Below are 14,495 nucleotides of genomic sequence, written 5' to 3' on the forward strand. Positions count from 1 at the left end.
TCCGGGCGGGAGCGGAAGTGCGGGCTCGACCCGCGATGAGGGCGCGCCGCTCCATCGGCGGGTGATCGCCTGAGCGCTCACCGGAAACGAGGCCGCCCGGGACGTTTCCGTCCCGGGCGGCGTGATCGTCACTCAGGAACGGGGCGCCCGCTCCAGCCAGCCGATGCTGCGCCCCTCGCCGCCACCGCCGCCGCTGCGCGGACGGGCCTCGGCGCGCTGGGGACGCCCGTCTCGGTTCGGGCGGCCCTGGTTCGGGCGCTCGCCCTGCGGGCGGGCGGGCCGGTCCGCGCGTGCGTCGCGGCCGTCCTGGGGCCGACCCTGCCGGGGTGCGCCCTGGCCTGGACCGCCGAAGCCGCGGCCGCCCTCGGGCCGGCCCTGCTGGGGACGACCCTGCTGGGGACGGCCCTGCTGCTGCCGGGGCCGCTGGCCCTGGCGGCCGCCGCCGGGGCGCTGCTGCGGACGCTCGGGCCGGCGCTCCTCCTCCCGGGCGATCTCGGCCGCCTCCTGGCGGGACGGCGGGGTGAAGCCCTCGGGGAAGCCCGCCACCGGGACCTTCTGCCGGGTCACGCGCTCGATGTCGCGCAGGTAGGCCTTCTCCTCGTCGTTGCAGAACGAGATGGCGAGGCCGTCGGCGCCGGCGCGGGCGGTGCGGCCGATCCGGTGGACGTAGCTCTCCGGCACGTTCGGCAGGTCGAAATTGACCACGTGGCTCACGCCCTCGACGTCGATGCCGCGGGCGGCGATGTCGGTGGCGACCAGGACCCGGCAGGAGCCGTCCTTGAAGGCGGCCAGCGCCCGCTCGCGCTGCGGCTGGCTCTTGTTGCCGTGGATCGCGGCCGCCGCGATGCCGACCTTGTCGAGCCCGCGCACGACCCGGTCCGCCCCGTGCTTGGTGCGGGTGAAGACGAGCACGCGCTCGATCGCCGGATCGCGCAGGATGTGACCGAGCAGCGCCTGCTTGGCGCCGGTATGGACGAAGATCACCTCCTGCTCGACTCGCTCGGCCGTGGTGGCGACGGGGGTCACCGCGACCTGGACCGGGTCGGTCAGGTACTGCGCCGCGAGGCCGGCGATGTTCTTCGGCATGGTGGCCGAGAAGAACAGGCTCTGGCGCTTCTCGGGCAGCATCTTCACGATGCGCTTGAGGGCGTGGATGAAGCCGAGGTCGAGCATCTGGTCGGCCTCGTCGAGGACGAGGATCTCGACGCCCTCCAGGGTCAGCGAGCGGCGGTCGACGAGGTCGATCAGCCGGCCCGGGGTCGCGACGAGGATGTCGACGCCCGGCGCCAGCGCGCGCTCCTGGCGGCTGATGGTGACGCCGCCGAACACCACCGTCGTGGTGTAGGACAGGTGCCGGCCGTAATCGGTGAACGATTCGGCGATCTGATTGGCGAGCTCGCGGGTCGGCGAGAGCACCAGCACCCGGCAGCCGCGGCGCGGGGCGCGGCGGTCCGAGAGCGAGAGGCGGTGCAGGATCGGCAGCGCGAAGGCCGCGGTCTTGCCGGTGCCGGTCTGGGCAATGCCGCAGAGGTCGCGGCCCTCCATGGCCGGCGGGATCGCCTGGGCCTGGATCGGGGTCGGCGCGACGTAGCCGGCCTCGCTGAGCGCCCGCAGCACGGGCTGGGCGAGGCCGAAATCGGTGAATTGGGTCAAGGATGTATCCGATGCAGCAGGGCCGGCCGGGCGCCTCGCGTCTCGCGCGCGGTGCCGTGTTGAAGCCGGTCCGTTGGCAGGGGGCAGCCCGCGTGATGGGGCGGCCCGGGTGCATGCACGTTATGAAGAGGGGGGCCGGATCACGCCGGGTGGCGCCCGATCCGTCACGCAGCCCCCTCAAGCGGGCCATGACGGCCGCTGACGCTGCGCCGCCGATATGCGTGTGTGCGGCTGCGAAGTCAATGCAGGGCCGGGTTGCGGCCCGGTCAGGCCGAGCGCCGCGCGGTCCGGTACAGGGCCGCCGTCGCGCCGGCGAACAGCGCGAGGCCGGCGAGCAGCGCGGGGCCCTGCGCCTCCGAACCGGGCAGCGCCAGGGGCGCGTCGCTGCCCGACAGGTAGACGATCAGCGCGAAGGCGACGCCCCACAGGCTCTCGCCGACGATCGAGCCGGTCGCGGTGAGCGTGCCCATGCGCAGGGCCAGCTCCGGATCGGGCCGCCCCCGGGCCCAGCGGTCGTAGAACGTGCCGATCGCGGCGCCCGCCACCAGCGGCAGGACCAGCTTCATCGGCAGGTAGATCCCGAGGGCGACGGCCAGCGGCGGCAGGCGCAGGACATTCAGGCGCCCGAGAGCCGCGTCCAGGCCGACGAGGCCGAGGCCGGCGACGGCGCCCCAGGCCAGCATCCGCCAGTTGGCATCGCCGGTCAGGACGCCCCGGGCCAGTGCCGAGATCAGCCCGGCCTGCGGTGCCGCGAGGGCGTTCGGGCCCGCCCCGGGCGCGCCCGCGAAGCCGAAGCTGGTGCCGAGGAGGTTCAGCACCGGTGGGATGATGACGGAGCCGAAGGCCACGCCGATGACCAGGGCGACCTGCTGCTTCCAGGGCGTCGCGCCGACGAGCTGCCCGGTCTTGAGATCCTGCAGGTTGTCGTTGGCGATGGTGGCGACGCCGAACACGATCCCGGTGACCGCCAGGGCGTAGGCGACCAGCGCCCGGGTGCCCTCCGGATCGGTCCCGCGGCCGAACAGCCCCAGGAGAAGGGCCGCGCTCGCCAGCACGGCGAGGATTCCGACGCCCGACAGGGGAGAGTTCGAGGCGCCGATCAGCCCGGCCATGTAGCCGGTCACGGCGGCGACGCAGAGGCCGATCACGAGGATGAACAGCAGGGCGCCGGCGATCAGCGGGAGGGCCTCGCCTTCCAGCGGCGTCCCGGCCAGCACGGTCCACAGCAGCCAGCCGATCGGCGCGAGCAGGGCCAGGGAGACCAGCACCACTGCGGCGACCGGCAGGTCGCGCTCCGCGACGGCGAGCGCCGCGCCGGCCGCGCGGGCGCGCCCGGCCGCCAGCGCCGAGCGGATGCCGCCGAGTACCGGAGCGGCGATCCGCACCAGGGTCCAGACCGCCGCGACGCCCATCACGCCGGCGCCGAAGAAGCGCACGTCCTGGCGGAACACCGCGCCGACCCAGGCCTCCAGGCCGGCGCCCGGCATCGGCTGCGCGGCGGTCAGCAGCGGGATGAGGCCGCCCCAGGCGATCGCCAGCCCCAGGGCCATCGCGGCCCCGACCGAGGGCCCGACGAGGTGGCCGACGCCGATCAGCGCGAAGGACAGGTTGCCGGCGATCCCGGTGGCGCCCGCGCCGACCCGGAACCACGTGCCGGCGCTGTCGAGGACGAGCCGGGTCTGGGCCAGCGCCGCGAAGGCCGCCGAGACGAGGCCGTTCCACGCGAGGAGCCGCAGGCCGCGGGCGCTGTCGGCTTCCCCGGCACGGCTGCCGGAGCCCACCGCCAGCACCTCGGCGGCGGCCCGGCCCTCGGGAAAGGGCAGGTCGGCCTCGACCACGAGGGCGCGGCGCAGGAGCACGGAGAACATCACGCCGAGGATCCCCCCCGTCGCGGTGATGCCCGCGGTGGTGAGCCACGGAAAGCCCTGCCACCAGCCGATCATCACCAGACCGGGCAGCACGAAGATGATCGCCGACAGGGTGCCGGCCGCGGAAGCGACGGTCTGGACGATGTTGTTCTCCAGGACCGTGGCGCCGGGCAGGCGCCGCAGGATCGCCATGGAGATGACGGCGGCGGGAATCGAGGTGGCGAAGGTCAGGCCGACCTTGAGGCCGAGATAGACGTTGGCGGCGGTGAAGATCAGCGTGATCGCGCCGCCGAGGGCGATGCCGCGCAGCGTCAGTTCGGCGGGCTGGGGGACGCTGGACATGCGGACCGGACCCGGCTGCGGGACCGGACCAGTCTAGGAACAGGACCGGAGAAAAGACAGCCGCGCCCACGATCAGCCGCCGGTATCCGAAGCCGCGCGGCGGGCAAAGCCGCGTCCCGGTCAAGGATCCCGGCCGCGCCGCGGCCCGGCATTGCCTGGCTGTCCGTCGCCGTCCGGCGGCGGTGCGCCCGACGCGCCGAGGATTTCCCGAGAACCCGGTTCGACCACCGGTCCACGCTGGTGCCGTCTTCCGGACGTTGCCGGGCCGAGCCTTTCTCGGCGCTGTGACTGATGAAGGCCTCTGTTTTGCGCGGAAAGCCCTGATTTTTTCAGAATTGACGGTATTTATGTCTCGTTCGATCGTGAGAATGTATGGAAATATACTTAGCGATCGGGCCGAGTCACCGCTGCGCGGCCGGCCGATATCGCGGCGGCGACTCCAGATGTTGCCCATGCAGACTGTGTTCTCGACGGAAGGGCTACACCCGAGGAACGGGTTCAGGCTGTGGCGGGACCTCCTGGGGGAGCGGCTCGTGCCGATCGAGGTCGAGCGCCTCGACGACGGACCGTTCCGGGGCAAGCTCGACATCGCCGAGATCGGCGCGCTGCACGTCTCCCGCCTGACGCAGAGCGCGCTGAAGTGCGAGACGACGCCCAGCGCGGCCCGGCGCCACGACAGGGCCGGGATGGTCGTGGTGCTGTTCAAGCTCGCGGGCCTGTCGACGAGCGTTCAGGACGGCCGGGAGGCGGTGCAGCGGCCCGGCGACATGCTGGTGCTCGACCACCGCCCCTCCGTACTGACGACCCACAGGGACAGCCAAGCCCTGTTCCTGGAGCTGCCACGGGAGCGCCTGGAGGGCGCGCTCGGCTCGACGCGGCTCTACACTGGCCTGTCGGTCGGGGCGGAACTCGCCTCGGCCACGCTGGCGACCCGCTTCATCCAGGAGTTGATCCGGGTGCGTCACCAGCTCACGCCCGACGCCGCCGAGCGCATGTCGGCGATCGGAGTCGACCTGATCGTGGCGAGCCTCGCCGAGCGGCTCGCGCAGGACGTGCCCCGGCCCATCCACGGCAGCGTCGTCGTTCAGCGCGCCAAGGCGTATGTCGAAGCTCATCTGGGCGACCCGGGCCTCGACCCGCCGCAGCTCGCGGCCGTCATGGGCGTCTCGCTGCGCCGCCTCCAGGAGCTGTTCCACGAGCGCGGCCAGCACATCTCAGACTGGATCTGGGAACGCCGGCTGGCGGCGGCGGCCAAGCGCCTGGCGGACCCGGCCTGCCTGCAGCTGTCGATCGGGATGCTCGCCTATGGCTGCGGATTCACGAGCCAAGCGCACTTCTCCCGCCGGTTCAAGGATTGCCACGGCCTGACGCCGCGCGAGTACAGGGATGCGGCCGTGCTGCGGGCCTCCGGCGCTCCGTCGGTTCGCTGACCGCGACGGTGGACGGCCTCGGCCGATCCTGCCCCGCCCCGGCGCGCGGGCCGGCCTCGCGACTCCGCCGATCCGGCGAAGGCGCCGCCGCGCGAGCGGGACTTCAGCCCCGACCCTGCGCGTCCGTTCAGATGATGCTGCGTCGTGATCGGCGGCGTACCGCCCTGTCTTGCACCACATCCGGGCTGCCGCAGATCCGGGCAACCGAAACAATGTGGTGCGGCCAAGAGGACTCGAACCTCCACCCCTCGCGGGACTAGCACCTCAAGCTAGCGCGTCTACCAATTCCGCCATGGCCGCATCGGACGCGAAGATCGGTCCGGTTGCCCGACCGTCGCACCCCGCGGGAGAACCCGGGGCCGCTTTCGTGTCGCGCGGCGCAGCGGATAACAGATCGTCCGGCCGCCGACAAGCGCACTCACGGGGAATCGTAGCCGCCCTCCAAGAATGGCGCCGCACCGTCGCCGATGCTGACGCCCGGCTCGACGATCGAGGCCGCCTTGCGGATCAGCTCGGTCACCTCCACGGAGATGCGGTCGCCCGTCACCACGATCTGCCCGCGCGCGATCGGGTGGTCGTTGGCCAGGATCTCGACCATGTCGCTGTCGCTGGCCTCCAGCTCGATCACGGCGCCGCGGCCCATGCGCAGAAGCATGTGCAGCGGCATGCGGGCGCGGCCCAGCACCACCGTCAGATCGACCTTCAGGGTCTCGAAGACCGCCACCGCCCGCCATCCCGTCTCGCCGCCGGTCCGGTCCGGGCAAGCCTTCGCAGCAAGCCCTTGCAACCGCCGGCCGCGGGTGTTGAAGGCTTCGACCATCGACGCAGGATGGTGAACTCTTGGTAAACGCGCCCCGCCTCACGGTCAGCCCGCACGCGTTCCCGAAGCGGCCCGGCACCGACCCGGTCGCCGGCCCGGTGGGCTGGCGCGTGAGCGACGCGCCGGTGGAGTACGCGGCCGCCCTCGCCTGGATGGAGGCGCGCGCGGAGGCGATCGCCCGCGGCGCGGCGCCCGAATGCGTCTGGCTGCTGGAGCACCCGCCGCTCTACACCGCGGGCACGTCGGCCCGGCCCGAGGATCTCGTGGCGCCGGACCGCTTCCCGGTCCACGCGACGGGGCGGGGCGGGCAGTACACCTATCACGGCCCCGGCCAGCGGGTGGCCTACGTGATGCTCGACCTCGACCGGCGCAGCCGCGACCTGCGCGCCTACGTGGCGAGCCTGGAGGCGTGGCTGATCGAGACCCTGGCCGCCTTCAACGTCCGCGCCGAGCGCCGCGAGGACCGGGTCGGGGTCTGGGTGCACCGACCCGAGAAGGGGCCCGGCGTCGAGGACAAGATCGCGGCGATCGGCATCCGGGTCCGCCGCTGGGTCAGCTTCCACGGCGTCAGCCTGAACGTGGAGCCCGACCTCGCGCATTTCGACGGCATCGTGCCGTGCGGCGTCCGGGAGCACGGCGTGACGAGTCTGGTCGATCTGGGCCTGCCGGTGAGCATGGCCGAGGTCGACATGCAGCTCCGCGCCGCCTTCGAGGACATTTTCGGTGCGACCGCGATCGAGGCGGATTTCTGATCGGGCGCGCCGCCGAAGCCTCCGGCCGCGCCGATCAGAAATCCGCGTGCAGTCGCGAGGCGAAGAAGTGTGCCGGGCCGCGGTCGCGGTTGTATCCGGGATTGTCGATGAACTGGTAGTCGAAGGTCAGGGTGACGAACTTCGTGAGGTTCAGGGCGTAGTAGGTCTCCAGCGCGCGCTCGGTGCCGTATTTGAGGCGCCCGTCCCCGATCAGCAGGCCGAGATAGCCGGCCGCGAAGGCGGCCCGGTGCGACGGCGAGAGCCCGTTCATCGCGGCGCCGATGCCGACCGTGTCGTCGGGCCGGTCCCAGGCCTTGCCCTTCAGCGACAGGCCCCCGGAGAAGCTCTGGTCGATGTCGGTGAAGGAGATGTTCTCGGTGCGCCCGTCGTTCAGGCTCGCCCGGGCGAACAGCCCGAGTTCGGGCGTCAGCGCCTGCTCCAGGTTGATGTAGCCGCCGGTCTTGCGGCGGGGCCGCCGGGTCGCCGCGACGGCGTCATTGATGTCGTCGAACAGGCCGAGCTGCGTCAGGGTGACCACGTCGCGGTTGTTGGCCGAGACGCCGACATTCGAGAACAGCCCGATGCGGATCTTGCCGGGCTGCTCCAGCCACGGGAGGACGTGGCGCTCCTCGAACTCGACGTTCAGCCCGGCGCGCCGGAACACCCGCGGGTCGAGCACGTCGCTCGACGGCTCCTTGGGCACCTGCGTGTAGGCGGCGCGGATCGCGAATTCCGGCCGGTTGTACTCGGCGTAGACGCCCTGCGTGAAGCCCGGGAGATTGGCCGGGAAGTCCCAGGCCGACGAGCCCCAGAGCGACCAGTTGAAGAAGTCCACGCGCGGATCGTGCGCGTAGATGTTGCCGTCGAAGAAGTCGCCCAGCGCGAACTTGCCGGCGATCAGCGTGATCCGCTCGGCGTCGTAGCGGGTGGCCACCTGGTTCGGGCCGTCCGGCACCTCCACGGTCTCGCCGCCCAGCCCGAAGGTCTGCTTCACGTAGTAGCGGTTCGAGCGCAGCTTCGGGAAGGGGGCGCCGGCCTTCTGCGCCTCGCCGTTGACGAAGCCGGCGACGCCCAGCGTCCGCGACAGGCCGAAGCCCTGGCTGAACTCGGGGTTGTAGTAGACCTCGGTGCTGTCGGTGAGCTTGAGCCCGAGGAAGATCGTGGCCGTGGTGGTCTGCCGGGCCTGGTGGGGGATCAGGCTCTGCGCGCCCTCGTAGGGCGAGCGGAAGCCGGGCACGCCCTGCGCGATCAGCGTCGTCTGGCCGTGCAGCGAGAAGCGGCCGGTATCGCCGTTGTCGGGGTCGTGCGGGGCGGTCTCGTCCGGGTCCGGCGGGACCTTCAGGCCGTCCGGGAACCACATCAGCCGCGCGAACAGCTGGTTGGAGTTGAAGCTCGCCCGGGTCGTGACCGGCCCGCCCGCGTCGCCGGGCACAGCGCCCAGCGGGAAGCGCCGGCTGCCGCCGAGATCGATGTAGCGGTAGTCGATCCCCAGGGCGAGGCTGTCGGTGATGGCGTACTGCACGCCCGCGCCGAGGGTGAAGCCGACATAGTCGAGGTCCCGCCGCGCCGCGGTCTGCCCGCCCGCGTCGAGGTCCCGCCGCGCCGCGGTCTGCCCGCCCGCGTCGAGGTCCGGATAGTTCGCCAGGATGCGCGCGTTCGCCCCCGCGAGCCCGAAGGTGCCGTAGATCAGGTAGCGGTCGAAGCTGTAGCCCAGCCGGGCACGGAGGGCGCCGTAGAGGTCGGTCTTGGCGCGCACGATGTTGAAGGCCGGCGTCGCGTCCGCGTAGCCGAAGCCCGCGATGGTCGAGGGGACCGGCCGCTTCAGATTCGCCGCGTCGAGACTGGCCTCGATGCCGTAGACCCACGGCCCGGCCTGCCAGTTCCAGCCGCCGAACAGGCCGCCGGTTGCCGTCGTGGCGTTCTTGCCCTGATCGCTGCGGCCCGTGGAATCGCCGCTCTTGAACGGCGGGACCGGCCGGCCGCCGATCGTCGTGGGGCCGAAACTGTAGGCGCCGTAGGAGCCGCCGGCGCTCCCCTCCAGGCCGACATAGCCCCCCGACCAGTCGGTGTAGGCCGGCGCCTGGGCGGTTGGGCGCGGGGCGAACAGGTCGGCCGCCCGTGCCGCGACGGGCGCGAGGAGGGGCGCGGTCAGGACAAGCGCCGCGGTGCGGACCAGGGGCACGGAACGGGTTCTCATCCGACTCACAGAAAAGTATAGCACTTGCTTAAACGGGATCCGGTGTCGCGCAAGCCGCACCGCGCAGTCCAGTCACAGGGCGTCGCGCAGATCGTGGCCGTCCCGCCCCACATTCTCGGTTCGCTGCATGGCACTGGCATGACGAGCCTGGCTGGGCCGGCTCCGTCAAGATCCAGTGCAAGATTTTTGGGCGAATATCTGCGTGAGATCGCGTAATGAGGGTGTCGATCTCTCGGGAAGACGTGTGAATACGGTCGTGCCGACTCGACGACGTCCCAGATTAGAATTGTTATTATTTGATGCTCGTGCGATTCCGGTTTGAACTTCGGGCGGGGTGGATTATGTGCGGTCGCATGCACGCGTCGCACATCATCCCGGTTCTCCGCGGCCTCGCCGCGGCCTCGCTCCTCGCGTTCGCGGGCGCCGCGACGGCCAAGGAGGTGCCGATCGGGCCGCACGTGACGCGGAACGGCCTCGAGGTCGCCGCCGTCTATCTCCAGCCGATCGAGATGGATCCGCCCGGCATGATGCGCGAGGCCGCCAAGTCGGACATCCACCTCGAGACCGATATCCGCGCCGCCAAGGACAACCGCAACGGCTTCGCCGAGGGGGACTGGGTTCCGGCACTCGACGTCCGGTTCGAGGCGGTGAAGCTCGACGGCGACAAGCCCACCGACCAGACGGTTTCGGGCATGCTGATGCCGATGGTGGCCAATGACGGGCCGCATTACGGCGACAACGTCAAGCTGTTCGGCCCCGGTCGCTACCGTCTCAAGGTCACTGTCGCGCCCCCGGGCAAGGACAGCCATTTCGGCCGCCACGTCGACAAGGAGACGGGTGTCGGCCCCTGGTTCGAGCCCTTCGAGATCACCCAGGACTTCACCTTCGCGGGCGTCGGCAAGAAGGGCGCCTACTGAGAGTGCTGGAGCTGACCGTGTCCCGCTTGCCGCGCTCCCTCGTCCGAGTCATCCCGCTGCTGCTGGTCGCCGCCGCGTCGGCCTCCGCGCCGGCGCGGGCCGACGACATGCCGGTCATCAAGGTGGAGATGCGCGACGGCGTGATCATCCCGACGGTGATCGAGGTTCCGGCCAACACCCGGTTCAAGCTCGAGATCTCGAACACCGGCCAGACGCCGGTGGAGTTCGAGAGCACGGAACTCCGGCGCGAGAAGGCGCTGGCCGCGGGCTCGACCTCGGCGATCGTGTTCCGCACCCTCGATGCCGGCACCTACCAGGTGTTCGACGATTTCCACCCGGAAGCGAAGGCGACCCTGGTGGCCAAATGAGCGCGTCCACGACAGCGCCCGGCTCCCTGGCCCTGGCCGGCGTCACGCCGCGCCGGTCCGCGGTCGACGCGCGGCTCGCGCGGTTCGGCGACGTGCTGCGCCGGTACGGCTGGATCATCCGGTCCGTGCAGTGGCTGATCGTCGCGGTCTACGCGGTGCTGGTGATCGTCCCGGCCCTGCTGCCGCTGCCCGACAATGCCGCCCACATCTGGACCAACCTGACGCTGGCCGCCCAGTTCGCCTTCTGGGGGATCTGGTGGCCGTTCGTGCTGGTCAGCATGGTGCTGGTCGGGCGGGCCTGGTGCGGCGTGCTCTGCCCGGAGGGCGCGCTGAGCGAGTTCGCGAGCCGCTGGAGCCGCGGCTACGCCGTGCCGCGCTGGATCACCTGGCAGGGCTGGCCGTTCGTGGCCTTCGCGGGCACCACCGTCTACGGCCAGATGACCAGCGTCTACGGCTACCCGAAGCCGGTGCTCGCGGTGCTCGGCGGCTCGACGCTGGCGGCGATCGTGGTCGGCCTGCTGTACGGGCGCAACAAGCGGGTCTGGTGCCGCTACCTCTGCCCGGTCAACGGCGTCTTCGCGGTGCTGTCGAAGCTCGCGCCGGTGAGCTTCCAGGTCGACCGCGCCGCCTGGGCGGCCTCACCCAAGCCGGTCGGCGGCACCGAGGCCTTCAACTGCGCGCCCCTCGTGCCGGTGAAGACCATGCGCGGCGCGGGCGCCTGCCACATGTGCGGGCGCTGCAGCGGCCATCGCGGCGCCGTGCACCTCGCCCTGCGCTCGCCCAACCACGAGATCGTCCACGTGGCCGGCGCGGAGCCGAGCCTCGACCAGACCATGCTGATCCTGTTCGGCATGCTGGCGCTGGCGGTGGGCGCCTTCCAGTGGTCCTCGAGCCCCTGGTACGTCGATGCCAAGCAGTGGGCGGCCACGTGGCTCATCGAGCGCGGGACGACGTGGCCGCTGGAGCACTCGGCGCCCTGGTTCGTGCTGACGAACTATCCCGACCGCAACGACGTCATGACGCTCCTCGACGGCGGGCTGCTGCTGGCCTACATCGGCGCCGCCACAGTCGTGCTCGGGCTCGCCCTGTCGGGGATCGTGGCGCTCGCGACCCTGAGCCTCGGGGGCTGGTCGCTCCGGCGCTTCCACCACCTGACCCAGACGCTGATCCCGGTGGCGGGCTGCGGCGTCTTCCTGGGCTTGTCGGCGCTCACCGTGACGTTCCTGCGCGGCGACGGCATCGTGATCCCCTACGTGGCGGAGATCCGCGCGGGCCTGCTGGCCGGCGCGAGCCTGTGGAGCGTCTGGCTGGCTTGGCGGGTGGCGGGTCTCGACGCCGGCGGCCTGCGCCGGGTGGCGGCCTCGGCCTGCATCGCCGGCGCGGCCGCCCTCTCGGTGGCCAACTGGGTGCTCCTGTTCTGGATCTGGTAGCGCGCGGTTCGCGCGCCTCGCGTCACACGACCTCACAACTTCTGGAGACCGCCATGATCGGCGCCTTCGTCATCGCCTTCCGCGAAGTCATCGAGGCGGGCCTCATCATCTCCATCGTGCTGGCGGCGACCCGCGGCATTCCGGGCCGGATGCGCTGGGTCCTGCTCGGCATCGCCGGCGGCCTCGCGGGCGCCGCGCTGGTGGCCCTGTTCGCCGAGAAGATCTCCGACGCCTTCGAGGGTAGCGGGCAGGACATCCTGAACGCCGCGGTCCTGATCGTCGCCGTGCTGCTGCTGATCTGGCACAACACCTGGATGAGCAAGCACGGCAAGGAGCTGGCCGGCGAGTTGCGCGCCGCCGGTGCGGCCGTGCGCTCGGGCGAGCGGGAGGCGGCGGCCCTGTCGATCGTGATCGGCGCCGCGATCCTGCGCGAGGGGGCCGAGCTGGTCCTGTTCCTCTACGGCCTCGTGGCCTCGGGCACCTCGGGCGCGGACATCCAGTTCGGGGCGGTCGCCGGCATCGGTGCGGGCGCGCTCCTCTCGGCCGTGACCTATCTCGGGCTCGCCTCGATCCCGAGCCGCTACGTCTTCTCGGTGACCAGTGTCCTGATCATCTTCCTCGCGGCCGGCCTCGCCGCGCAGGCGGCGCAGTTCCTGGCCAATGCCGGTGTGGTGGACGTCCTCGGCCACACCCTCTGGAACAGCTCCGCCGTGATCGCCGAGAATTCCTGGCCGGGCCGCGTCCTGCACGCGCTGGTCGGCTACACCGACCGGCCGACCGCCCTCCAGGGGCTGGTCTACATCGCCACCATCGCGGTCATGGTCGGCCTGATGCAGTGGAGCGCCACCGACAAGCGCCGCGCGGTGCGGGCGGCGTAGGGAACGTCAAGCGACCTCCGCCGCACCGACCGTCGGCGCGGCGGAGGAAACCGTGTGGCCGTCCTCAGCCCTGCGCAGTCCACTTGGTGGGATCGGCCGGTTTCTCCCGGTAGATCGTGCCGGCGAAATCGACGTGCAGCTCCGTTGCCGCCCCGTCGGGTCGGCGACCCAGGACCTCGAAATGCTTCGGCTTGCGCCGCGGCGCGTCCATGACCGCCCAGCCCGCGGAGGCGACCGCCGCGAGAGCGCGCGCGGGATCGGCCGAGGCCTCCGCCCGCGCCTCCGCCCGTTTCGGCCCGTGTGGGTGGTGGGGCTTCTTGTGATGGATCTCCACAGGATCCCGGCCCTCCGCCGAGATCCGCGTGACCTTGATCTCGGAGGGACGGCGTTCGCCCTCGAGCGTCACCCGCAGCCCGTGCGCGATCGGGAAGGCGGCCACGCCCTTCGGGCCGAGGTCGGCGAGATGGGTCTCACCGTCGGCCTCGACGGTGAAGCGATGGGCGAAGACGTGCCCGACGGTGCCCGAGAAGGCGGTGGTGTCGTGAAGCGGCATGATTTTCTCCGTAGAGCGCCCAACCGCAGGCGCATTCGATATATCGAAATCGATCACGGAGCATTCAAGGCGACGCGTGACCAGCCCCGAGCGGACGGGCCGCCGGGCCGGTTCGGGAGGCTGCCTCTCAGGAACCCGTCGCGACCGCCCGGGCCGGGTCGGCGCCCCATTCCGACCAGGAGCCGTCGTAGAGGCCCCGGGCGGGGCGGCCCATGGTCTCCAGCGCCAGCGCGATGATCGCCGCGGTCACGCCGGAGCCGCAGGTGGTCACGATCGGCCGGTCCGGATCGACGCCGTTCTCGGCGAAGACGGCCTGCAGCTCCTCGGGGCTCTTCATCCGGCCGTCGCGCTGGAGGGCCGCGTAGTGCAGGTTGCGGGCGCCGGGCATGTGCCCCGGCCGGACACCGGGGCGGGGCTCCGGCTCCTCGCCGCGGAACCGCGTGCCCGAGCGGGCATCGACCACCTGCGCCGAGCCGGTCTCGAGGGCCCGAGCGACGTCGTCCGCGTCCGCCACGGCGCCGTGGTCGAGGCGGGCGGTGAAGTGCCGGCGCTCGTGCGGGCGCGGCTCGCCCTCCTCGGTCGGGTAGCCCGCCGCCACCCAGGCCGGCAGGCCGCCGTCCAGGACCAGCGCGTCGCGCACGCCGAAGGCCTTGAGCATCCACCAGACCCGCGGGGCCGAGAACAGCCCCTGTCCGTCGTAGACCACGATCTGCATGCCGTCGCCGATACCGAGCGCGCGCATCCGCGCCGCGAACACCTCGGGCCGCGGGAGCATGTGCGGCAGGCTCGACTCGGTGTCGCTCATGGCGTCGAGATCGAAGCGGCGGGCGCCGGGGATGTGGGCCGCGCGGAACTCGGCCTCGGGATCGCGGCCCGCGGCCGGGAGGTACCAGGAGGTGTCGAGCACGACGATATCGGGGGCCGCGAGGCGGTCGTGCAGCCATTCGGGTGACACGAGGGGCGCTTGGGCCATGGTCGGCGGATCCGGCTCTGTTCGCGTTGCGGGCTCACAGAACCACAGGTCGCAGCGCGTTGCACGTCCGGGCCGCCGCGGGGCGGCGGCGTTCGAGCGGATTCGTCAGCCGCGCCGATGCCGGCCGATGCCAATCGAGCGCGCGTGGGAACACGGAGCTACGCATCCTGCACCGTGGTCCGATGCATCCAGCGCAGGCTGGTCTTGTTTTAAAGAGCCGTAACCCCAGTTACGACACCATGATGACGCCAATCGCGTCGGCCGTACGGCCGGCATCGTGTTGGCCGCCCCGGACGCTCCGCTCGCGGACGCGA

12 protein-coding genes and 1 tRNA gene are annotated in these 14,495 nt (G+C 71.7%); 6 read left to right on the forward strand and 7 right to left on the reverse strand.

Translation table 11 applies throughout. The features are described from left to right. Positions 1–132: 132 nt before the first annotated feature. Positions 133–1,653 (reverse strand): DEAD/DEAH box helicase, encoded by a 1,521-nt coding sequence (locus tag ACTJK8_RS21855; protein WP_012320742.1) that lies wholly within the window; start codon positions 1,651–1,653, stop codon positions 133–135. A 266-nt stretch (positions 1,654–1,919) separates the two neighbouring features. Further along, complete coding sequence (locus ACTJK8_RS21860) at positions 1,920–3,863, reverse strand: OPT family oligopeptide transporter (protein ID WP_440762496.1); 1,944 nt, start codon at positions 3,861–3,863, stop codon at positions 1,920–1,922. Positions 3,864–4,315: 452 nt separating this feature from the next. Between ACTJK8_RS21860 and ACTJK8_RS21865 the strand changes: the two genes are divergently transcribed. Next, positions 4,316–5,293, forward strand: a complete 978-nt coding sequence (locus tag ACTJK8_RS21865; protein WP_059409482.1) for a helix-turn-helix domain-containing protein — start codon at positions 4,316–4,318, stop codon at positions 5,291–5,293. A 215-nt stretch (positions 5,294–5,508) separates the two neighbouring features. On the opposite strand, the gene ACTJK8_RS21870 is transcribed toward ACTJK8_RS21865, so the two are convergent. Both ACTJK8_RS21870 and ACTJK8_RS21875 read right to left on the reverse strand, forming a co-directional pair. Continuing rightward, a tRNA-Leu gene (locus ACTJK8_RS21870) sits at positions 5,509–5,593 on the reverse strand. A gap of 118 nt (positions 5,594–5,711) precedes the next feature. After that, positions 5,712–6,017, reverse strand: coding sequence for a FliM/FliN family flagellar motor switch protein (locus ACTJK8_RS21875; RefSeq protein WP_020095633.1), 306 nt, complete (start codon positions 6,015–6,017; stop codon positions 5,712–5,714). A 116-nt stretch (positions 6,018–6,133) separates the two neighbouring features. On the opposite strand from ACTJK8_RS21875, the gene lipB reads away from it, so the two are divergent. Beyond that, on the forward strand, positions 6,134–6,865 hold the full coding sequence (gene lipB / locus ACTJK8_RS21880; protein WP_059409481.1) for a lipoyl(octanoyl) transferase LipB: 732 nt from the start codon (positions 6,134–6,136) through the stop codon (positions 6,863–6,865). Between the two features lie 34 nt (positions 6,866–6,899). Here lipB and ACTJK8_RS21885 read toward each other — a convergent pair whose 3' ends face one another. Further along, positions 6,900–9,062: a carbohydrate porin gene (locus ACTJK8_RS21885; RefSeq protein ID WP_440762497.1), complete on the reverse strand. Its 2,163-nt coding sequence runs from the start codon at positions 9,060–9,062 to the stop codon at positions 6,900–6,902. A 353-nt stretch (positions 9,063–9,415) separates the two neighbouring features. Between ACTJK8_RS21885 and ACTJK8_RS21890 the strand changes: the two genes are divergently transcribed. From ACTJK8_RS21890 to ACTJK8_RS21905, 4 genes are read left to right on the forward strand one after another with little or no spacing between them, the layout of a single operon-like run. After that, positions 9,416–9,979, forward strand: coding sequence for an iron transporter (locus ACTJK8_RS21890; RefSeq protein ID WP_041372370.1), 564 nt, complete (start codon positions 9,416–9,418; stop codon positions 9,977–9,979). Positions 9,980–9,996: 17 nt separating this feature from the next. Then, positions 9,997–10,347 carry a cupredoxin domain-containing protein gene (locus ACTJK8_RS21895; protein ID WP_440762498.1) on the forward strand — a complete coding sequence of 117 codons (351 nt, stop codon included), beginning with the start codon at positions 9,997–9,999 and terminating at the stop codon, positions 10,345–10,347. Continuing rightward, positions 10,344–11,777, forward strand: coding sequence for a 4Fe-4S binding protein (locus ACTJK8_RS21900; RefSeq protein ID WP_012320734.1), 1,434 nt, complete (start codon positions 10,344–10,346; stop codon positions 11,775–11,777). Before ACTJK8_RS21895 ends, ACTJK8_RS21900 begins: the two co-directional genes overlap by 4 nt. A 53-nt stretch (positions 11,778–11,830) precedes the next feature. Beyond that, a complete protein-coding gene (locus ACTJK8_RS21905; protein WP_012320733.1) occupies positions 11,831–12,655 on the forward strand; it encodes an FTR1 family iron permease in 825 nt (274 codons plus the stop codon). Between the two features lie 64 nt (positions 12,656–12,719). Here ACTJK8_RS21905 and ACTJK8_RS21910 read toward each other — a convergent pair whose 3' ends face one another. Both ACTJK8_RS21910 and sseA read right to left on the reverse strand, forming a co-directional pair. Beyond that, the gene (locus ACTJK8_RS21910; protein ID WP_012320732.1) at positions 12,720–13,208 is read right to left on the reverse strand and encodes a hypothetical protein; all 489 of its coding nucleotides are present in this window, start codon (positions 13,206–13,208) and stop codon (positions 12,720–12,722) included. 127 nt (positions 13,209–13,335) lie between these two features. Beyond that, positions 13,336–14,181 carry a 3-mercaptopyruvate sulfurtransferase gene (gene sseA, locus ACTJK8_RS21915; protein WP_012320731.1) on the reverse strand — a complete coding sequence of 282 codons (846 nt, stop codon included), beginning with the start codon at positions 14,179–14,181 and terminating at the stop codon, positions 13,336–13,338. Positions 14,182–14,495: the final 314 nt, after the last annotated feature.

The organism is Methylobacterium sp. 22177 (assembly GCF_052045615.1).
Lineage (GTDB): Bacteria > Pseudomonadota > Alphaproteobacteria > Rhizobiales > Beijerinckiaceae > Methylobacterium > Methylobacterium radiotolerans.